Source organism: Streptomyces sp. ICBB 8177, assembly GCF_003144095.1.
In the GTDB taxonomy this organism is placed as follows: Bacteria; Actinomycetota; Actinomycetes; order Streptomycetales; family Streptomycetaceae; genus Streptantibioticus_D.
On the sequence record NZ_NSKH01000018.1, the window covers coordinates 1,309,748 to 1,329,571 of the forward strand.

General features: G+C 74.6%; 17 protein-coding genes. 2 read left to right on the forward strand and 15 right to left on the reverse strand.

What is annotated here, in order from left to right; genetic code table 11:
* Positions 1-42 precede the first annotated feature (42 nt).
* The 4 genes from CK485_RS14375 to lipB all read right to left on the reverse strand — a co-directional run bounded on the left by CK485_RS14375 (position 43) and on the right by lipB (position 3,182).
* Positions 43-729: a DUF4191 domain-containing protein gene (locus CK485_RS14375; protein WP_109450540.1), complete on the reverse strand. Its 687-nt coding sequence runs from the start codon at positions 727-729 to the stop codon at positions 43-45.
* A gap of 117 nt (positions 730-846) precedes the next feature.
* The gene (locus CK485_RS14380; protein WP_109450542.1) at positions 847-1,107 is read right to left on the reverse strand and encodes a hypothetical protein; all 261 of its coding nucleotides are present in this window, start codon (positions 1,105-1,107) and stop codon (positions 847-849) included.
* Between the two features lie 150 nt (positions 1,108-1,257).
* Positions 1,258-2,226, reverse strand: coding sequence for a lipoyl synthase (lipA, locus tag CK485_RS14385; protein WP_109450544.1), 969 nt, complete (start codon positions 2,224-2,226; stop codon positions 1,258-1,260).
* Between the two features lie 143 nt (positions 2,227-2,369).
* On the reverse strand, positions 2,370-3,182 hold the full coding sequence (lipB, locus tag CK485_RS14390; RefSeq protein ID WP_109450546.1) for a lipoyl(octanoyl) transferase LipB: 813 nt from the start codon (positions 3,180-3,182) through the stop codon (positions 2,370-2,372).
* A 344-nt stretch (positions 3,183-3,526) separates the two neighbouring features.
* On the opposite strand from lipB, the gene CK485_RS14395 reads away from it, so the two are divergent.
* Complete coding sequence (locus CK485_RS14395; RefSeq protein ID WP_109450547.1) at positions 3,527-4,990, forward strand: regulator; 1,464 nt, start codon at positions 3,527-3,529, stop codon at positions 4,988-4,990.
* Positions 4,991-4,997: 7 nt separating this feature from the next.
* Here the strand turns inward: CK485_RS14395 and CK485_RS14400 are convergent, their stop codons facing one another.
* The 11 genes from CK485_RS14400 to CK485_RS14450 all read right to left on the reverse strand — a co-directional run bounded on the left by CK485_RS14400 (position 4,998) and on the right by CK485_RS14450 (position 19,377).
* Positions 4,998-6,299, reverse strand: a complete 1,302-nt coding sequence (locus CK485_RS14400; protein WP_241968350.1) for an NAD(P)/FAD-dependent oxidoreductase — start codon at positions 6,297-6,299, stop codon at positions 4,998-5,000.
* A gap of 183 nt (positions 6,300-6,482) precedes the next feature.
* Entirely contained in the window at positions 6,483-7,367 is an 885-nt protein-coding gene (locus tag CK485_RS14405) for a TIGR01777 family oxidoreductase (protein ID WP_109450549.1), read from the reverse strand.
* A 66-nt stretch (positions 7,368-7,433) separates the two neighbouring features.
* Positions 7,434-7,943 (reverse strand): DUF4240 domain-containing protein, encoded by a 510-nt coding sequence (locus tag CK485_RS14410; protein ID WP_109450551.1) that lies wholly within the window; start codon positions 7,941-7,943, stop codon positions 7,434-7,436.
* 195 nt (positions 7,944-8,138) lie between these two features.
* On the reverse strand, positions 8,139-9,899 hold the full coding sequence (gene sucB, locus CK485_RS14415; protein WP_109450553.1) for a 2-oxoglutarate dehydrogenase, E2 component, dihydrolipoamide succinyltransferase: 1,761 nt from the start codon (positions 9,897-9,899) through the stop codon (positions 8,139-8,141).
* 51 nt (positions 9,900-9,950) lie between these two features.
* A complete protein-coding gene (lpdA, locus tag CK485_RS14420) occupies positions 9,951-11,339 on the reverse strand; it encodes a dihydrolipoyl dehydrogenase (RefSeq protein ID WP_109450555.1) in 1,389 nt (462 codons plus the stop codon).
* A gap of 332 nt (positions 11,340-11,671) precedes the next feature.
* Positions 11,672-13,195: a leucyl aminopeptidase gene (locus CK485_RS14425; protein WP_109450557.1), complete on the reverse strand. Its 1,524-nt coding sequence runs from the start codon at positions 13,193-13,195 to the stop codon at positions 11,672-11,674.
* Positions 13,196-13,382: 187 nt separating this feature from the next.
* Positions 13,383-14,195 carry an adenosylcobinamide-GDP ribazoletransferase gene (locus CK485_RS14430; protein WP_109450559.1) on the reverse strand — a complete coding sequence of 271 codons (813 nt, stop codon included), beginning with the start codon at positions 14,193-14,195 and terminating at the stop codon, positions 13,383-13,385.
* A 125-nt stretch (positions 14,196-14,320) separates the two neighbouring features.
* A complete protein-coding gene (locus tag CK485_RS14435) occupies positions 14,321-15,043 on the reverse strand; it encodes a hypothetical protein (RefSeq protein WP_199239344.1) in 723 nt (240 codons plus the stop codon).
* Positions 15,040-16,932, reverse strand: coding sequence for a phosphatidylglycerol lysyltransferase domain-containing protein (locus CK485_RS14440; protein ID WP_109450561.1), 1,893 nt, complete (start codon positions 16,930-16,932; stop codon positions 15,040-15,042). Before CK485_RS14440 ends, CK485_RS14435 begins: the two co-directional genes overlap by 4 nt.
* 99 nt (positions 16,933-17,031) lie before the next feature.
* Positions 17,032-18,093, reverse strand: coding sequence for a nicotinate-nucleotide--dimethylbenzimidazole phosphoribosyltransferase (gene cobT / locus CK485_RS14445; RefSeq protein ID WP_109450563.1), 1,062 nt, complete (start codon positions 18,091-18,093; stop codon positions 17,032-17,034).
* A gap of 78 nt (positions 18,094-18,171) precedes the next feature.
* Positions 18,172-19,377, reverse strand: a complete 1,206-nt coding sequence (locus CK485_RS14450) for a bifunctional adenosylcobinamide kinase/adenosylcobinamide-phosphate guanylyltransferase (protein ID WP_109450565.1) — start codon at positions 19,375-19,377, stop codon at positions 18,172-18,174.
* A gap of 193 nt (positions 19,378-19,570) precedes the next feature.
* Between CK485_RS14450 and CK485_RS14455 the strand changes: the two genes are divergently transcribed.
* Complete coding sequence (locus CK485_RS14455; RefSeq protein ID WP_109450566.1) at positions 19,571-19,777, forward strand: hypothetical protein; 207 nt, start codon at positions 19,571-19,573, stop codon at positions 19,775-19,777.
* Positions 19,778-19,824 lie beyond the last annotated feature (47 nt).

The following is a 19,824-nucleotide window of genomic DNA, read 5'->3' on the forward strand; positions in this document are numbered from 1 at the left end:
CGCCACCCCCTGTCACGTCACGCGTCGTCGGACGCCGCGCGCCTAGCGCATCCGGCCGCCCTTGGGCATCCGGGCGCCGCGCGGCATCGGGCCCTTGGGGATCGGCATGTTGCTCATCAGGTCGCCCAGCGCCTTGAGGCGGTCGTTGACCTCGGTGACCTTCGGGCCCGCCAGCACGCGCGGCAGCTTCAGCAGCGTGGTGCGGATCTTGTTCAGCGGGACCTGGCCCTCGCCCGAACCCACGATGATGTCGGTGACCGGCGCGTCCACCGCGACCCGGGCCATCCGCTTCTTCTCCTGGGCCAGCAGGCCCTTGACCCGGTTCGGGTTGCCCTCGCCGACCAGCACGATGCCGGCCTTGCCGACCGCGCGGTGCACGACGTCCTGGTTGCGGGTCATCGCCACGGCCGGCGTCACCGTCCAGCCGCGTACGTTGTCCAGCACCGCCGCCGCGGCCCCCGGCTGGCCCTCCATCTGCCCGAACGCGGCCTTCTCGGCCCTGCGGCCGAAGATGATCGCCGCCGCCAGGAAGCCCAGCAGAAGGCCGAGGATGCCCGCGTAGACGGGGTGACCGATCAAGAAGCCGATGGCGAGGATCACACCGAAGGTGACGATGCCCACTGCCGCTACGACGAGGCCGACCTTGGGGTCGATCTGCCGGGTCATCTTGTACGTCTGGACGATCTGCTTGAGCCGTCCAGGATTCTCGGGTGTTTCCTTCCTCGCCATGCCGCACAGGATACGTGGCCCGGGCCGCCGGGGCTCCACCAGGCGGGGTACGCCGAACGCCACGGAGACGGGAGCTCGCGAGGGCGTGGCGAGGGGCTGCCCGGGCCCTCGGGGCGGTCAGGGCCGGGGGAGCCGCCAGGCCGGCGCCGGGGCGTCGCCCAGCGTCTCCAGGACGTGCTGCGCCGCGCGCCGGTCCTCCGCCCGCCGGCGGTCCTCCAGGACCGCGCTCCAGGCGTTGCGGCGGGCCGTGCGCTGGCCGCCGCGCATCAAGAACGCCTCGACCGCGCGCAGGGCGCCGCCGACCGAGACGGGCGCGGCGGCACCGGCGGGAGTGGTGGCGCGGGTGGCGGGGCGTGCGTAGGCGGGGTGCGCCTGCATGGCGGATCTCCCTCAGGCCGAATGGAACGCGTGAGCCGTGTTCGTACCCAGAATCACCACATTGTGTTACCAGTCGGTGACCGGCCGGTCAAACGCTGATGAAACGCTGACGCGATCCTGTCGGCCCCGCGCACGGCTCCGCGTTCGCCCTCAGACCGCCTGCGGCGTCGCCGCGGCCGCCTCGCGGGCCTCGACCGCCTGCTGGAAGAGCCGCCCCGCGCGGTACGAGGAGCGCACCAGCGGGCCCGACATGACGCCCGCGTAGCCGATCTCCTCGGCCTCTTCCTTCAGCTCGACGAACTCCCGCGGCTTCACCCAGCGCTCCACCGGGTGGTGCCGCACGCTCGGCCGCAGGTACTGCGTGATGGTGATCAGCTCGCAGCCCGCGTCGTGCAGGTCCTGCAGCGCCTCGCTGATCTCCTCGCGGGTCTCGCCCATGCCGAGGATCAGGTTGGACTTGGTGACCAGGCCTGCCTCGCGCGCCCGGGTGATGACCTCCAGGGAGCGCTCGTAGCGGAAGCCGGGGCGGATGCGCTTGAAGATGCGCGGGACCGTCTCGACGTTGTGCGCGAGCACCTCGGGGCGCGAGGAGAAGACCTCGGCCAGCTGCTCGGGCACCGCGTTGAAGTCCGGGATGAGCAGCTCGACCTTGGTGTGCCCGCCCTCGCGGCCCGCCGTCATCGCGTGGATCTGCCGCACCGTCTCCGCGTACAGCCAGGCGCCGCCGTCCTCCAGGTCGTCGCGGGCGACGCCGGTGATGGTGGCGTAGTTGAGGTCCATCGTGACGACGGACTCACCGACGCGGCGCGGCTCGTCGCGGTCGAGCGCGGCCGGCTTGCCGGTGTCGATCTGGCAGAAGTCGCACCGCCGGGTGCACTGGTCGCCGCCGATGAGGAACGTCGCCTCGCGGTCCTCCCAGCACTCGTAGATGTTGGGGCAGCCCGCCTCCTGGCAGACGGTGTGCAGGCCCTCGCGCTTGACGAGTCCGCTCAGCTCGCGGTACTCGGGCCCCATCTTCGCCCTGGTCTTGATCCACTCGGGCTTGCGCTCGATGGGGGTCTGGCTGTTCCGGACCTCAAGACGCAACAGCCTGCGGCCGTCGGGTGCGACAGCGGACACGTCCGGCACTCCTTGCTTGGCGGGGCATTCGATTCTTCGGCGTAGACCAGCGTACGCCCGATGTTTTGCGTGCTCTTCCTCCGAGCCAACCCGCCGGATCGCGGAGGCATTCCCCCGAACGGGTGAGCCAGGGCCCTGGAGCCTCAGACCGCGCGCGGGAGCGGTTCCGTGGACTCCAGGACCGCCCGCAGGTGCTTCTCCACCACCGGCAGCGCCTCCGTCACGCCGACGTCGCGGCCCAGCTCGTTCGAGAGCGAGGTGACGCCGGCGTCCCGGATGCCGCACGGCACGATGCGGTCGAACCAGGTGTTGTCCGGGTCGCAGTTGAGCGCGAAGCCGTGCATCGAGACGCCCTTGGCGATGCGGATGCCGATCGCCGCCAGCTTGCGGTCCTCGCGCCGCTGGCCCGCGTTGGACGGCGCGTACTCGGGACCGCTCAGGCGCGGGTCGAACTCGCCCTCCTCGTCCGCCTTCGGCGAGGAGGGGCCCGTGTGCAGGCGCGGGTCGAAGTCCAGGGTGAGGCCGGGGATCGCGGGGCGCCTGTCCACCGGGTCGCCCAGCACCCACACGCCGCTGCGGCCCTCGATCCGCGTCGTCTCCAGGCCGAACTCGGCGCAGGCCCGGATCAGCGCCTCCTCCAGCCGCCGCACGTGCGCGATCACGTCCACCGGGCGCGGCAGCTTCAGGATCGGGTAGCCGACCAGCTGGCCCGGGCCGTGCCAGGTGATCTTGCCGCCGCGGTCCACGTCGACGACCGGTGTGCCGTCGAGCGGGCGCTCGCTGTCCTCGGTGCGGCGGCCCGCGGTGTAGACCGGCGGGTGCTCCAGCATCAGGACGGTGTCCGGCACCTCGTCGGCGAAGCGCGCGGCGTGCACCCGGCGCTGCTCCTGCCAGGCCTCCGTGTACTCGACGGCGTCCGGCCCGAATCCGAGGTGGACGAAGCGCAGGTCACTCACGGCGGCTCCTTGGGTCTCAGCTCTCACGCCGGATCCACTGTACGGCGCGGACCGGCGCCTTCCGGAGGCGGCCGTCGCGTTACCACGCGCTCCTCGCCGGAAGGGGACGTTCCGTCGCCGCGTGGAAGGTGGTTCACCCGTTCCGGCGAATGCGCGTCTCACCGGATGATCGCGGCGGAGCTTACGACTACATTCGCGCCGTTCCCGGCCGCCTACCGGGCGCTACGCACTCCGCCGGACCACCGAGGCCGACCAGCCACCCCGAGCGGCCGACAGCCGCTCCCGAGCGACCCAGAGCCACCCGCACCGACCGCCACCCTCCCGGGGAGGGGACCGCACCACACATGACGGAACGAACCTCGCAGCGCACGCCCAACCGCCAACTCGCCTCGCTGATCGCCGAGGCCGGCTTCTCCAACGCAGGACTCGCCCGCCGCGTCGACCAGCTCGGCGTCGAACACGGCCTCGACCTGCGGTACGACAAGACCTCGGTCACCCGGTGGCTGCGCGGGCAGCAGCCACGCGGCACCACCCCCGCCCTGATCGCCGAGGTCTTCACCCGCCGCCTCGGCCGCAGGCTGTCCGCCCAGGACGTCGGCCTCGACGCCTGCGCCCCGGTCTACGCGGGCCTGGAGTTCGCGGCCACCCCGCAGGAGGCGGTGGACATCGTGGGCGGCCTGTGGCGCAAGGACACCGGCAGCACGGCGGAACTGCGCCGCATCGCCTTCACCCCGGCCGGGCTGGTCGTGCCGAGCCGCGACTGGCTCATCGGCCGCGCCGACGAACAGGTGGCCCGCGGCCCGGCCCCCGAGCCGCCACCGAGGGTGCCGCCGCAGAGCCGCGGCCGCAGCGGTGGGCAGCACGCCCCGGGGCAGCCGGGCGGCGAGCGGGGCCGCAGGGTCAGCGCCGGCGACGTGCACGCGCTGCGCTCGGTCGGGGAACTGTTCCGCTCGCTGGACAACGCGTACGGCGGCGGCCACGCCCGGCAGGCACTCGTGCGCTATCTGGAGCACGAGGCGGAACCGATGCTGCGCGGCTGCTACGGCGAGTCGCTGGGCCGCAAGCTCTTCGCCTCGGTGGCCGACCTGACCCGGCTGGCCGGCTGGACCTCCTACGACATCGGCGCGCACGGCCTGGCTCAGCGGTACTTCGTCCAGGCGCTGCGGCTGTCGCAGGCGGCGGCCGACCGGGTCTACGGTGGCTACGTCCTGGTCACCATGAGCCGTCAGGCGGTCTACCTGGGCCACGGCCGCGAGGCGGTGCAGCTGGCCAGGGTCGCGCAGCAGGGCGTGGGCCCGGGCGCCCCGCCGGTCGTCCAGGCGCTGCTGCACGCGGCGGAGGCCCGCGGCCACGGGGTGCTGGGGGAGGCCCGTCCGTGCGTGGCGGCGCTCGCCCGCGCCGAACGCGCCCTGGAGGCGGCCAGACCCGGCGACGAGACGCCGTACTGGGCGAAGTTCTTCGACGAGGGCCAGCTCGCCGACGAGTTCGGGCACTGCCACCGCGACCTCCAGCAGTACCGGGCCGCCGCCCAGCACGCCGAACGCTCGCTGGAGCTGCGCGGTCCGGCCTACGCCCGCAGCCGCCTGTTCTGCCGCGTCGTGCTGGCCACCGCCCGGCTGGGCCTGGGCGAGCTGGACCAGGCGTGCGCCCTGGCCTCCGACGCGGTCCAGCAGGCCTCCGAGATGCGGTCGCTGCGCGCGGTGGAGTACGTGCGGGACTTCGCCCGCCGCGTCGACCCCCACCGCGAGGCGCCCGCGGTGCGCGGCTTCTTCGAGAAGGCGGCGGCGGTGGGGGTGGCGCTGGGTTAGCACCGGGTCAGGCCACCGCGGGCAGCTCCCGCGCGGTGTCGCCGTACCCCGGGCGGATGCCGAAGTCCCGCATGACGTGATGGGCCGCCCGCCGCCCGGAGAACATCGCGCCCTGCACCGTGCTGGTGTCGCGGTGGTCGCCGCAGACGTACAGCCCCCACAGCACCCGCACCCGCCGCCTTACGTCGTGCGGCGGCGGCATCGCGGGGACCGCGTCCGGGTCGTGGTGGGCGGCCAGCAGCCGCCAGCGCGAGGTGTCGGTGCCGTACAGCTCGGCGAGGTGGGCGAGTACTCGGTGCTCCAGTCGGTCGGTGAGCGGCCCCAGCACCGTCGAGGTGACCAGCGCCCGTCCCGCGGGCGCGCGCGAGGGGTCGACGGCGCTGGCGACCATGGTGTGCGCCACCGGCCCGCCCTGGCCGCCTCCCGGGAACGCGTGGCCCCGCTCGCCCCGGTCGCCGCCGAGGATCAGCAGCGGCTCGCGCAGCGGTGGTTCGGGCGCGTCGTGGTGCAGGACGGTCACCGGGTGGAAGTCCGGCAGTCGCAGGCCCGGCAGCAGCGCGCAGGCGTCCCGGGCCCCGGTGGCCACCACCGCCGCGCGGCACGGGATCGGGCCGCCTCGGTCGGTGCCGACCGCGTTCGCCGCCACCGAGGTGGCCCGCACCCCGAGCCGTACCGTCCCCGGCGGCAGCGCCGCGGCCAGCAGTTCCGGCAGCACTCCGGCGCCGCCCGCGGGCACCGCGATCCGGCCCTTGGCATAGCCGCGCAGCACCAGGTCCGCGCAGAGGCTGGAGCTGCCCAGGCCCGGGTCGTGCAGCAGCGAGGCCAGCAGCGGGCGCAGCAGCGAGTCGACCGCGCGCGGCGGGAAGCTGCGGGTGGCGAGCGCCGCGGCCGTGGTGGTCTCCGGGCGGGCCAGCAGGCGCCCGGTGGGCGTGGACGCCAGCCTGCCGAGAGCGGCGCCGAGCCGGGCGCGGTCCCAGACCGCGCGTGGATCGACCCCCCGGTGGCCGCGCCGCGCGCCCGCCGGGACCGGGCCGCTCGGGGTGAGCGGCAGCAGCCGCAGCGCGGACAGCCCCGGGGTGCGGCCCAGCTCCGGGTAGGACGTGCACAGCAGCTGGCTGCCGCGGTCCAGGCGGAAGCCGTCGACGGTGTCGGTGACCATGCGGCCGCCGACCCGGGTCGCGGCCTCGACGACGGTGACCGTGACACCCGCGTTGATCAGATGGTGGGCCGCGGACAGTCCCGCCAGCCCCGCACCCACGATGACCACGTCGGTGTGACGCGGGTGCGCTTGTCGTGCCTGAGACGACACGGTGCCCCTCCCCGAGGTCCGTTCGTTTCCCCCGCTGACGAGTGCTCGTGCGCTGGAAGGGTCATGCCCGCATCGGCGCCCGCCGATACCGCCTGATTCACGCTGACTTGGCGGCCCCGTTACGCGGTGCGCGCGCTCCGTTATGCGGTGCGGAAAGGGTGCGCGGGGAGGGGTGACGAAGCGTCAGGCGGCGCGGATCGCCTCGTCGATGCCGGGGAACGCGAAGCGGAAGCCGGTCTCCAGCAGCCGTCGCGGCAGAACGCGCTGGGAGCCCAGTACGTTGCCCGCGAACTCACCGAGGGCCAGCCGCAGTACCGGCGCCGGCACCACGGCCAGCGCCGGGCGGCGCAGCACGCGGCCCATCGCCGCCGCGACCTCGCGGTTGCGGACCGGGTGCGGGCCGGTGAGGTTGACCGGGCCCGACAGGTCGGGGGTGTCGATGAGGTGGCGAAGCGCGGCGATCTCGTCGTGCAGTGAGATGAAGCTCCAGAACTGGCGCCCGTTGCCCATCCGGCCGCCGATGCCCGCGCTGAACACCGGGAAGAGCTTGGCCCACGCGCCACCCTCGCGGGCCACCACCAGGCCGGTCCTGGCGAAGACGGTGCGCACGCCCGCGTCGGCGGCGGGCGCGGCGGCGGCCTCCCAGTCCACGCAGACGCGCGCCAGGAAGTCGTCCGCCGGCGGCGCGCTCTCGTCGACCTCGCGTTCGCCGGTGTCGCCGTAGAAGCCGATCGCGGTGCCGCAGACCAGGACCTTGGGCGGCTGGGCCAGCGCGGCGACCGCCTCGGCGATGGTCGCGGTGGCGTTCACCCGGCTGTCGTGGATCTCGCGCTTGTACGCGTCGCTCCAGCGCTGGTCGCCGACCCCGGCGGCGGCCATGTTGACGACCGCGTCGCAGCCCTCCAGCGCGCCCGGGGCCACCTCGCGGCGCGCCGGGTCCCAGCGGGCCTCGTCCGGGGCGGTGGGCTCCCGGCGGACCAGCCGGGTCACCTGGTGGCCGTCCGCGGTCAGCGAGCGGACGAGTGCGGAGCCGATGAGACCGGCCGAGCCGGTGACCACGATGCGCATGGGGTCATCCTGCCCGCAGCGCGCTCGAATCACGGCGGAGGGACGGCGGGAAGGTCCCTCGGGCGGTCAGCCGTAGCGTTCCCACAGCGTCGGGTACCGCTCGCGCACCGCGTCGGCGTCGGTCAGGTCCAGCGGCTCGCCCGCGGGCTCCGAGGGGGGCCGCATGCCGAGGTCGGGCAGGCGTACGCCGGTCAGCTGCTCGTACGCCTCGTCGGCGGCGTATCCCAGCTCCTCGCCGTCGCCGTCCGTGCCGGTCTCGAAGTCCACCAGTGAGGCGAGGTCGTCCGGGTGGTGCACGGCGCCCTCGTAGACGTGCCGCCCCTGGCCGACCAGCCAGCAGCGGAAGTCCTCGAACGCGTCCTCGCCCGGGTCGCCGAGCAGCAGCGCGGCGGCGCCCCACAACTCCCAGGTGTAGGCGCGGTTGACGCGGGAGTCGAAGTGGCGGGCGAAGTCCAGCACGGCGTCCGGGTCGAGCTGGGTCAGCCGCTCGACCACCAGGTCGGCGTGCTCCTCCGGGTCGCCGTCCGCGTCCTGGCGCGCCCGGTCGACGATCTCCCAGAACTCCGTCTCGTCCATCACGCCACCAGGATCCTGGCTCGCGGGCCGCGCTGCACCCGGAGTGGACCGTCCGCGCCCGTGTCGTTACGCAGCCGGAACCCGCCGCCCGGCCTCCCGCGTTCCGGGGGGGGCGGTCCTTTCGGCGCGGAAACGGGCGTGGCCCCGGGTCCCTCACGGGGACACCGGGACCACGCCCGCGCGGCGACCGACCGCTTACAGGCCGAGGTCGCCCTCGAACTCGCCCGCCTCCAGGCGCGCCTTGACGTCACCCAGGTAACGGGCGGCGTCGGCGCCGTCGACCAGCTGGTGGTCGTAGGAGAGGGTCAGGTAGACCATGTCGCGGATCGCGATGGTCTCGCCCAGCTCCGGGTGGTCGATGACGACCGGGCGGCGCACGGTGGCGCCGATGCCCAGCTCGGCGACCTGCGGGTAGTTCACGATGATCGTGTCGAACAGCGCACCGCGCGAACCGGTGTTGCTGATCGTGAACGTGCCGCCGGACAGGTCGTCCGGGCTGATCTTCTTGTTGCGGACCTTGCCGGCCAGCTCGGCGGTCTTCTTGGCGATGCCGGCGATGTTGAGGTCGCCCGCGCCCTTGATGACCGGGACCATCAGGCCCTGCTCCGAGTCGACCGCGATGCCGATGTTCTCGACGTCGTGGTAGGTCACGGTGCCGTCGTCGTTGATCTTGGCGTTGACCGAGGGGTGCGCCTTGAGCGCCTCGGCGGCGGCCTTGACGAAGAACGGCATCGGGGAGAGCTTGACGCCCTCGCGGGCCGCGAAGGACTCCTTGGCCCGGGCGCGCAGCTTCATGATGCGGGTGACGTCCACCTCGACCACGGTGGACAGCTGCGCCTGGCTGTGCAGCGCCTTCATCATGTTCTCGGCGATGACCTTGCGGATGCGGGTCATCTTCACCGTCTGGCCGCGCAGCGGGGAGGCGGCGGCCGGGGTCTTGGACGCGGCGGCCGGGGCGGAGGCCGCCGGGGTCGCGGCCTTGGCGGCCTCGGCGGCGGCCAGGACGTCCTGCTTGCGGACGCGGCCACCGACGCCGGTGCCCTTGACCGCACCGAGGTCGACACCGTTCTCGGCGGCGAGCTTGCGCACCAGCGGCGTGACGTACGCGCCGTTGGCGTCGGCCCCACCGGCGGCCGGGGTGGCCGGAGCCGGAGCGGCGGGCGCCGGAGCCGGGGCGGCCGGGGCCTGCGGGGCGGCGGGCGCGGCCGGGGCGGGCGCGGGAGCCGGGGTCGCCGGAGCCGGGGCCGCCTGAGGCTGAGCCGGGGCCGGGGCCGGGGTCTCGGCGGCCGGGGCGGCCGGAGCCTCGGGGGCGGCCGGAGCCGGGGCGGCGGAGGCCGAGCCGATGACGGCGAGCTTGGCGCCCACCTCGGCGGTCTCGTCCTCGCCCACCAGGATCTCCAGCAGGGTGCCCGCCGCGGGCGACGGGATCTCGGTGTCGACCTTGTCGGTGGAGACCTCGAGCAGCGGCTCGTCGGCCTCGACGGTCTCGCCGACCGCCTTCAGCCAGCGGGTCACGGTGCCCTCGGTGACCGACTCGCCCAGCGCGGGCAGCACGACGTCGGTGCCCTGGGCGCCACCGGCCGGGGCGGCCTCGGCGGCCGGGGCCGCCTGAGCCGGGGCCGGGGCCTCGGCGGCGGGCGCGGCCTGCGCCGGGGCGGGCTCGGCCGGGGCGGCCTGGGCCTCGGCGGCGGGGGCCGGCGCGGCGGCCGGAGCGCCGCTGCCGTCGTCGATGACGGCCAGCTCGGCGCCGACCTCGACCGTCTCGTCCTCGGCCACCTTGATGGACGACAGGACGCCGGACGCGGGCGACGGGATCTCGGTGTCGACCTTGTCGGTCGACACCTCGAGCAGCGGCTCGTCGGCCTCGACGCGCTCACCCTCGGCCTTGAGCCAGCGGGTGACGGTGCCCTCGGACACGCTCTCGCCGAGCGCCGGCAGGGTTACGGAAACCGCCATGGTTTCGGTTGCTCCTAACGATCTTTGCGGATTACTGGCGTGTCTGAGGGGTCAGTCGTGCGAGTGCAGCGGCTTGCCCGCGAGGGCCAGGTGGGCCTCGCCGAGCGCCTCGTTCTGCGTCGGGTGCGCGTGGATCAGCTGTGCGACCTCGGCGGGCAGCGCCTCCCAGTTGTAGATCAGCTGGGCTTCGCCGACCTGCTCGCCCATCCGGTCACCGACCATGTGGACGCCGACGACGGCACCGTCGCGGACCTGGACGAGCTTGATCTCGCCCGCGGTCTTGAGGATCTTGCTCTTGCCGTTGCCACCGAGGTTGTACTTGAGGGTGACGACCTTGTCCGCGCCGTAGATCTCCTTGGCCTTGGCCTCGGAGATGCCGACCGAGGCGACCTCGGGGTGGCAGTACGTCACCCGGGGCACGCCGTCGTAGTCGATCGGCACGGGCTTCAGACCCGCGAGACGCTCCGCCACCAGGATGCCCTCGGCGAAGCCGACGTGCGCGAGCTGGAGGGTGGGGACCAGGTCGCCGACGGCCGAGACGGTCGGCACGTTGGTCTGCATGTACTCGTCGACCAGCACGTAGCCGCGGTCCATCGCGACGCCGGCCTCCTCGTAGCCCAGGCCCTGCGAGACCGGGCCGCGGCCGACGGCGACGAGCAGCAGCTCGGCCTCGAAGGTCTTGCCGTTCTCCAGCGAGACCTTCACGCCGTCCGCGGTGTGCTCGACACCGGAGAAGCGGGAGCCGAGGGAGAAGGCGATGCCGCGCTTGCGGAAGGCGCGCTCCAGCAGCTTGGAGCTGTTCTCGTCCTCGACCGGCACGAGGTGCGGCAGGGCCTCGACGATGGTGACGTCGGTGCCGAAGGACTTCCAGGCGGAGGCGAACTCGACGCCGATGACGCCGCCGCCCAGGACCACCGCGGACTTCGGCACGCGGTCCAGGACCAGCGCGTGGTCCGAGGAGATGACGCGGTCGCCGTCGATGGTCAGGCCCGGCAGCGACTTGGGCACCGAGCCGGTCGCCAGCAGCACGTGGCGGCCGGTGTAGCGCTCGCCGTTCACGTCGACGGTGGTGGGGGAGGACAGCCGGCCCTCGCCGGTGACGTAGGTGACCTTGCGGCTGGCCACCAGGCCCTGCAGGCCCTTGTACAGGCCCGAGATCACGTCGTCCTTGTACTTGTGCACCCCGGCGATGTCGATGCCCTCGAAGGAGGACTTGACGCCGAACTGGGCGCCCTCGCGCGCCTGGTCGGCGATCTCGCCCGCGTGCAGCAGAGCCTTCGTGGGGATGCAGCCGCGGTGCAGACAGGTGCCGCCGAGCTTGTCCTTCTCGATCAGGGCGACGTCCAGGCCCAGCTGAGCCGCGCGCAGGGCCGCGGCGTAGCCGCCACTGCCACCGCCGAGGATCACTAGGTCGAAAACGGTGCTGGCGTCGTTCGCCACGTCACGTCCTCCATGCATGGATACGCCGGAGCCGGTTCCGTAACCGGGCGGCGGCTTTAGGTTCGGCCGCTTTGTTCAAACGTTTGTTCAAAAAGGGGGCCCTGTCGTGCCGGTACAACATCTTCGCACTTGTTGACGGCTGCCGGGACGCGGGGCCGGTGTGTGAGACGTGGCGGCGGGGATTCCCGGGGGCTACTCATGGGTAGCTCGGGGGAATTTCGTCAAGGGCGAAATTCGTCACACCGTGCGGGGCGCGCTCGGCCGGACGGGGCCGGGAACGCGAACGGCCCCGGGCGGGGTGCGCCCGGGGCCGTTCGCGACGTGCGGGTGACTCAGAACAGCTCGCCCGCGGCGGCCAGCTCCGCCAGCCGGACCAGGGTGCGCACCGAGCTGCCGGTGCCGCCCTTGGGGGTGTAGCCGTAGGGCGCGCCCTCGTGGAAGGCCGGGCCCGCGATGTCCAGGTGGGCCCAGGTGATGCCCTCGGCCACGAACTCCTGGAGGAAGATGCCGGCGGTCAGGCCGCCGCCCATCCGCTCGCCCATGTTCGCCATGTCGGCGACCGGCGAGTCCAGGCCCTTGCGCAGCTCCGCCGGGAGCGGCATCGGCCAGGACGCCTCGCCGACCTCGCCCGCGGCCTCGTGGATCGCGGTGCGGAAGTCGTCGTCGTTGGCCATGACGCCGAACGTGCGGTCGCCCAGCGCCAGCACCATCGCGCCCGTCAGCGTGGCGACGTCGACGATGGCGTCCGGCTTCTCCTCACCGGCCCGGGTGATGGCGTCGGCCAGCACCAGACGGCCCTCGGCGTCGGTGTTGAGCACCTCGACGGTCTTGCCCGAGTACATGCGCAGCACGTCGCCGGGGCGGGTGGCGGTGCCCGACGGCATGTTCTCGGCGAGCGCCAGCCAGCCGGTGACGTTGGCGTCCAGGCCCAGGCGGGCGGCGGCGACCACGGCGGCGAAGACCGCGGCGGCACCGGACATGTCGCACTTCATGGTCTCGTTGTGACCGGCCGGCTTGAGCGAGATGCCGCCCGAGTCGTAGGTGATGCCCTTGCCGACGAAGGCCAGGTGCGGCTTGTTGCGGCCGGCCGTGTAGGCGACCTTGACCAGGCGCGGCGGGTTCGCCGAGCCCTGGCCGACGCCCATGATGCCGCCGTAGCCGCCCTTGGCCAGCGCCTTCTCGTCCAGCACCTCGACCTTCAGGCCGTGCTCCTTGGCGGCGGCCTGGACGGTCTCCGCGAAGGACTTCGGGAACAGGTCGTTGGACGGGATGTTGACCAGGTCGCGGGCCCGGTTGACCTCCTCGGCCACCGTGACCGCGCGCTCCGCCGCCGCCTTGAACGCCCTGTCGCGCGGCTTGCCGCCGAGCACCGCGATCTCGGCCAGCGGCTCCTTGACGGCGCCGGACGCCTTCTCCTTGCCGCCGCGGTACGAGGTGAAGGCGTACGCGCCCAGCAGCGCGCCGGTCGCCACCGCCTCGGTGTCGTGCGGGCCGGAGACCGGCAGGGCGAACGCGGCCTTCTTGGCGCCGGCCAGGGTGCGCGCCGCGACACCGGCGGCCCGGCGCAGCGTCTCGGCCGGGTGGCCTTCGCCGTCCGCCGGGACCTCGCCCAGGCCGACCGCCAGCACGACCGCGGCCTTGACCCCGGCCGGCGCCGGCAGCTTGGTCACCTCGCTCTCACCGCCGGCGGCGCCGAGTGTCTCCAGGGTGGCGGCCAGCTTGCCGTCGAAGGCCTGGTCCACCGCCTCCGCGCCGGACGCGACAACGAGGCCCTTGGGGCCCTTTGCCACGCCGACCACGACGGCGTCCGCACGCAACGATGCGGCGGAGGAAGTGCTGAGAGTCAGTGCAGTCACGGTTACGGAGTTCCTCTTCCGTCGAGGTCCTGTTGCGCTCGTCGGGCCGATGGGTGGGCCGCCCGCGCCCGCTGCATCGTATTGCCCGCGGTGCGGCGGATCCGCCACGCCCCCTGTCGGCCGTTCGCGAGCCTACGCCCGACCGCCACCGGGAGAGCGCACCGGTGGCGCCGGTGCGGGGACGCGCTCAGCCCAGCGCGAGCGCCAGCAGGGCCGCGGTGACGGCCGTTTCGCACAACGCGCCGAACACGTCACCGGTGACCCCGCCCAGCCGGGAGACGCAGCGGCGGCACAGGAGTTGAGCCGCCGTCAGGCCCAGCAGCACGGCCACCGCCTGGTGTACGCCCGCGCCCGGTGAGAAGGCCGCGCCCAGCGCGCCCGCGGCCACGACGACCAGCGCGGCCACCACCGCTGCCGCGCCCCGGGGCACCGCGTCGGCCACCACCGCGCCGAGCCCGTCGCGGCGCGCGGGCGGCACCCCGCGACGGCAGGCCAGCGTCATCGCGGCCCGCCCGGTGAGCGCGGCGACCACGGCGGCCGCCGCTCCGTGCGTCCACCCCCGCGCGTAACCGTCGGTGAGCGCGGCGACCTGAGCGAGCAGCGCGAGGACCAGCGTCAGCACCCCGAAAGGGCCGATGTCCGACTGCTTCATGACGCGCAGCGCGTCCTCGGCCGGTTTGCCGCTGCCGAGACCGTCGGCGGTGTCGGCGAGTCCGTCCAGGTGCAGGCCCCGGGTGAGGGCGGCCGGCACCGCGACGGTCGCCACCGCGGCCAGCAGCGGCCCGCCGCCGAGCCACGCCACCACCGCGCCCAGCGCCCCGGCGGCCGGCCCCACCACCGCGCCCGCCACCGGTGCGCACAGCATTCCGGCGGTCCCCGCGCCGCGGTCCCAGCGCTCCACCCGCACCGGCAGCACGGTCAGCGTCCCGAACGCGAACCGCAGCCCCTCGGCTGCGGTGGCCCGGGGCGGGACGTCGGCGGTCGCGGCGGGCGGTTCCACGCGGGGTCCTCACGTACGGCGTTCGGTGACGGCGGTCGATGACGGTCGCCGCGCCCGCACCCGGCAGGCGGCGGCGACCGCGCGAACGCTACCGCAGCGCCGCGGACACGATGGCCCGGGCGGCGCTAGAAGCGCGTCCGCGGTGCCAGGTGCCGCACCCGGTGGCCGGTCCGGCGCTTGCGGCGGCGTCGGACCGCGTCGTCCAGCAGGCACAGGCAGCACGCGGCGAGGATCGCGGCCAGGTGCTCCCAGCCCGCGAGGTTCGGCCACAGCAGCGCCTCCAGCGCCATCGAGCCCGCCACCAGCGCCGCCGTCCACCACGCCCGGTACCGCCAGGCGACGCAGATCGCCAGCGCCACCACCGCGGCCGAGGGCCCGGTGTCCCGGATGAACGCGTCGATCGGCGCCAGCCCCAGCACCGCGTGCGGGCCCCGGGCCACCCCCCAGCGCGCGTACAGCGTGCCGGCGAGCGTCGAGACGTAGGCCACGGTGAGCGTACGCACCCGGCCCAGGGTGATCTCGGCGATGCCGAAGACCAGCAGGACCTGGGCGAGCGCTCCCCACACCGGCAGGTCCAGCGCCGGGACGAACAGTGACAACGGTGTCCGCAACAGCGCCTTCCACCACAGCAGCGAGGCACTGACCACCCCGGCGCGGTTGACCAGCGCGTCACCCCAGGCGGTGTGCTGGACCGCCTGGAGCACCCCGATCAGGGTCACGCACACCAGCGTCAGCGGGACCGCGCGCCAGCCGTCGCGCAGCAGCGCGAGGCGCAGGTCGGCCAGGAGCGCGCCGTACTCGCGGAACGCGGCCCGGTACAGCCGCGCCCGCGGGCCGGGGCCGCTCACCGGACGGCGGCGGGCAGCGGCTCGCCCGCGTCCCGGGCGCCGGGACGGCTCGCGCGGCGCAGCGGCACCGGCAGCCGGGGCGTGCCGAGGAAACCCTCGGCGCGCGCCCCGGCCAGGCCGATCCGCGGCAGGTCGCTGCTCTTGCGGAAGCACAGGTAGCGCGGCTGCCACCGCGGCCGGTACTTGGCGTTGGCGCGGTAGAGCGACTCGATCTGCCACCAGCGGGAGAAGAAGGTCAGCAGCGAGCGCCACAGCCGCAGCACCGGCCCCGCCCCCAGCCGCGCCCCGCGCTCGAAGACCGAGCGGAACATGGCGAAGTTCAGCGAGAGCCGAGTGACCCCCAACTCTCCCGAGCGCAGGATCAGTTCGATGACGGCGCACTCGATCAGGCCGTTGTCGCAGGCCCGCTCACGCCGCATCAGGTCGAGCGAGAGGCCGTCGTCCCCCCAGGGCACGAAGCTCAGCAGCGCCCGCGCCGCGCCGTGCGCGTCCCGGCACTCGACCAGCACGCAGCGGCCGTCCGCCGGGTCGCCCAGCCGCCCGAGCGCCATGGAGAAGCCGCGTTCGCTCTCTCCGCCGCGCCAGCGGTCGGCCCGCTCCAGCACGGCCGCCATCTCGTCCTCGGTGATGTCCTCGTGACGCCGGATCGTGACGGTGTACCCGGACCTGCGCACCCGGTTGTACGCCTGGCGTACGGTGCGCATCGCCCGGCCGTCCAGGCGGAACGCGGCCGTCTCCACGACCGCCTCGTCCCCGATCTCCAACGCGTCGAGGCCGTGTCGCGCGTAGATCCTTCCCCCCTCCTCGCTCGCCCCCATCACGGCCGGAGTCCAGCCGTGCTCGCGAGCCTCCCGAAGCCACGACTCGATCGCGCCGGGCCACGCCTCAGGGTCCCCGATCGGATCGCCGGAGGCCAGAGTGACCCCGCCGACCACGCGGTACGCGATGGCCGCCTTGGCGGTCGGGGACCACACGACGCTCTTGTCGCGCCGCAGCGCGAAGTAGCCGAGCGAATCGCGCCCGCCGTGTCGCTCCAGCAGCGCCCGCAGCGCCGCCTCGTCGCGCGGCCCGAGCGACTCCCCGCCGCGCGGCGCGCGGAACGCCGCGTACAGCACCAGGAGGAACAGCGTCGCGCTCATGCCATTGATGACGACGTTCACCCAGCCGGGGGTTGTGACGCCGGGCGAACTGTCCTCGCCGCCGGACAGTGAGATGACTCGCATCAGGGTGTAGGCCACCCGGTCGTCCAGCGTCGTGCCTCGCCCGGCGCCGGTGGCGGTGACCAGGGCCGTGCCGACCGCCACGCACACCGCGGTGCCGGCCAGCGCGACGCCGCCGGCCAGCGCCGGGTTGGAGCGGTCGCCCCGGGCGCGGAAGGCGTCGCGCCCGGCGAGCAGCGCCAGCAGGAAGAGCGCCGAGACGGCGAGGGAGACCCAGTTCTGCCGGTGGCCGCGCACCTCGGGGATGGACATCGCCAGTCCGAGCGCCAGCACGAAGGCGCCGCTGAGCAGCAGGTTGAGGATCCACGCGGCCCGCTTGCCGCGCCGCATGGCGACCGCGAGGAAGGCGGCGAACAGCCCGGAGGCGAAGCCCGCGGTCAGCAGGCAGGGGGTGTAGAGCACCGCGGCGTCGTGCCGCCGCACGCTCTGGCCGAACGACGCCCACACCCCCGCCAGCAGGTTGAGGAAGGCGGCCGCCCGCAGGTACACGACCGCGAACACGGCACCGCCGCGCCGCACGCGGGCGGGCAGGCGGCGCTCCGGCGACGCGGTGGCGTCAGGGCATACGCCGTCCGCGCGGCGCGCCTCTTCATGGCAGACGTCCTCCCGGCACCCGTCCGCGCGGCGTACGTCGTCACGGCGCGCGGCGGGCGGTCCCAGCGGTCCCATGAAACGCGATCATATGATGTGAATCGGGCGTTTCGCGTGATACTGGATGCCTTACGGACTGGCGCGGCCGGATGCCCTGATCGGACGGACCGCCCCAGGTCAGGAGTCCGCCGAGGGCTCCGGAAGCTGCGGCAGCTGAGCCGACAGCGCCGCCGCCGCCTTCAGCAGCGGCAACGCGAGCAGCGCACCGGTCGCCTCGCCCAGCCGGACCCCGTGATCGAGCAGCGGTTCCATCGACAGCCGGTCCAGCGCCTTGGCCTGCCCCGGCTCGCCCGCCGTCTGCCCGGCCAGCCACCAGTCCGGCGCCCGGAACGCCACCCGCTGCGCGACCAGCGCGCACGCCGCCGAGACCACGCCGTCCAGCACGACCGGCAGCTTGCGCACCGCGCACCGCAGCAGGAATCCGGTCGCCGCCGCCAGGTCGGCGCCGCCGACCGCGGCCAGCAGCGCCAGCTGGTCACCCATCACCGGCCGGGCCCTGCGCAGCCCGTCACGGATCGCCGCGCACTTGCGCATCCACGCCAGGTCGTCGATGCCGGAGCCGCGCCCGGTCACCACGGAGGCGTCCGTGCCGCACAGCGCCGCGATCAGCACCCCGGCGGGCGTGGTACCGCCCACGCTCAGGTCGCCCAGCAGCACCAGGTCGGTCCCGGAGTCCGCCTCCTCGTCCGCGACGGCCATCCCGGCCAGGAACGCCCGCTCGGCCTCCTCGGCGCTCAGCGCGTCCTCCACGTCGATCAGCCCGGAGCCGCGCCGCACCCGGTGCCGTACGACGTCCTCCGGCAGCTCGGCCGGGTCGCAGTCCAGCGACATGTCGACGATCCGGATGCCCGCGCCGAACTGCTGGGCCAGCACGTTGACCGGGCCGGTGCCCGCCAGGACCGAGCGGACCAGGTCGGCCGCCGAACCGGCCGGGCGCCGCGAGACGTCCCGCCGCGCGATGCCGTGGTCGCCCGCGAACAGCACCACCCGGGCCCGCTCCAGGGGGCGCACCGGCACCTGCCCCTGCACCGAGGCCAGCCAGTCGCCCAGCTCCTCCAGCCTGCCGAGCGTCCCGGCCGGGGCGGCGGTGCGCTTGCGGCGCTCCTTGGCGTCGTGGCGCAGTCCCGGGTCCGGGCGGTCGATCAGGGCAGCGAACTCATCAAGGTCAACACCGGTCACGTGTCCGAACCCTACCGGTGCGCCGCCGGGCGCGGGACGCCCCGGGCGGCCTCGCGTCCGGCGCCCCCGGCCGCCGCCTCACCGCAGCGGCACCGCCAGCCCGGCCACGACCAGCAGGACGTGGTCGGACTCGGCCGCCAACGCCGCGTTGAGCGCGCCGAGTTCGTCGCGGAAGCGGCGCCCCGAGGCGGTCGCCGGGACCACGCCCGAGCCCACCTCGTTGCTGACGGCGACCACCGTGCGCCCGGTCGCCCGCCAGGCGGCCGTCAACTCCCTGACCCGCGCGGCAAGTTGACGCCTGCCGCCGTTCTCCCACGCCTCGTCGTCCCAGGCGTCCACCGCGTCCATCGCGTGGGTCAGCCACAGCGCCAGGCAGTCGATCAGCAACGGCGGCCCGTCCGCCGCGAGCAGTGGCACCAGGTCGCAAGTCTCCTCCGTCCGCCAGCTCGCCGGACGCCGCTCGCGGTGCGTGCGCACCCGGTGCGCCCACTCCTCGTCGCCGCCACGGCTGCCTGAGGTCGCCACGTAGACCACGCCGGGGAACGCGGCGAGCCGCCGCTCCGCCTCCACCGACTTGCCCGAGCGGGCCCCGCCGAGCACCAGCGTGCGACGCGGCACGTCCGGCACCGCCTCGTACGCGCCCACGGTCAGCGACCGGCCGTCCGGCACCGCCCGCGCCCCGGCCGCCGCCAGCCTGCGCGCGGTCTCCGCCGCGCCGGGCGCCTCGTGGCCCAGGTGGACCGCGATCACGTCGGTGGTCGGGCCGACCGCGCCCGCCGCCCGCAGCCGCGCCAGCGCGTCCGGGCGCCCCACCACGTCGAGCAGCACCATGTCGTAGGGTGCCGCGCGCTCGCCCGAACCGTTCAGTCCCGCCGGGCCGCAGCCCGCGGGCAGGTACAGCAGCCGGTCCCCGGCCGGGCCGGTGACCTCGTAGCCGGTGCCGGGGGAGTCGGCCGCCACCGCCAGCACCTTGTGGCCGGTCAGCAGCGCCAGCCGCTCGCCGTCCGGCACCCTGCCGGGCGCGGGCAGCCCCGGCGGCAGGTCGACGGCGGGGCCGGCCTGCGGGTGCGACAGCAGCACCTGCCGCACGCCGCTGAGCGAACGCCCCGCCCGGGCGGCGGCCAGCGCCAGACCCGGGGTGAGGTCGATCAGCAGCGTCCCGTCGACCAGCAACGAGGTCTGGCCGCGGGCGGCCGGCCCGACCGCGGCGGCGCAGGCCGCGCAGGGGCAGCCGGGGTGCGGCAGCCCCTGCGGCGCGCCGGTGCCGAGCAGGGTGATCTCCATGAGCCCATCGTGGCCTACCGCCCGCGGCCTCGCGTGTACCGCCCCGCTGGCCGGGAAATGATCCGCCTGAGCGCCTGCGAGCGCCTGCCCGCGGCCCGGTAGCCTGCGCACGGCAGGCAGGCGGCCGGCGCTTGCTCTCACCCGGCGGGCACGCGGCGAGCGGCGCCGACCAGACGACGTAAGGGGCTACGGCATGGCATGGACGTGGCGTTTCGAGAAGGCCGACGGCACCGAGACCGCCCCCGCGGTGGAGCCCGAGGAGTTCACCACGCAGGGCGACGCGGAGTCGTGGATCGGCGAGGTGTGGCGGCAGTTGCAGGAGGGCGGCGTCGAGCAGGTCACGCTCTTCGAGGACGACGCCCAGGTCTACGGGCCGATGAGCCTGAGCGCGGCGGAGTGACCGCGCCGGTGGCCTGACGTGGTGTTCGCGCGGGCCGCCCGGGCCGC

Excerpts from the sequence above, each read along its gene's own strand:
- CK485_RS14380 (WP_109450542.1), bottom strand. The coding sequence starts at position 1,107 with ATGCAGGCGCACCCCGCCTACGCACGCCCCGCCACCCGCGCCACCACT.
- CK485_RS14455 (WP_109450566.1), top strand. The coding sequence starts at position 19,571 with ATGGCATGGACGTGGCGTTTCGAGAAGGCCGACGGCACCGAGACCGCC.
- CK485_RS14410 (WP_109450551.1), bottom strand. The coding sequence starts at position 7,943 with ATGGACGAGACGGAGTTCTGGGAGATCGTCGACCGGGCGCGCCAGGAC.
- CK485_RS14440 (WP_109450561.1), bottom strand. The coding sequence starts at position 16,932 with ATGGGACCGCTGGGACCGCCCGCCGCGCGCCGTGACGACGTACGCCGC.
- CK485_RS14450 (WP_109450565.1), bottom strand. The coding sequence starts at position 19,377 with ATGGAGATCACCCTGCTCGGCACCGGCGCGCCGCAGGGGCTGCCGCAC.
- sucB (WP_109450553.1), bottom strand. The coding sequence starts at position 9,899 with ATGGCGGTTTCCGTAACCCTGCCGGCGCTCGGCGAGAGCGTGTCCGAG.
- CK485_RS14375 (WP_109450540.1), bottom strand. The coding sequence starts at position 729 with ATGGCGAGGAAGGAAACACCCGAGAATCCTGGACGGCTCAAGCAGATC.
- CK485_RS14395 (WP_109450547.1), top strand. The coding sequence starts at position 3,527 with ATGACGGAACGAACCTCGCAGCGCACGCCCAACCGCCAACTCGCCTCG.
- CK485_RS14405 (WP_109450549.1), bottom strand. The coding sequence starts at position 7,367 with ATGCGCATCGTGGTCACCGGCTCGGCCGGTCTCATCGGCTCCGCACTC.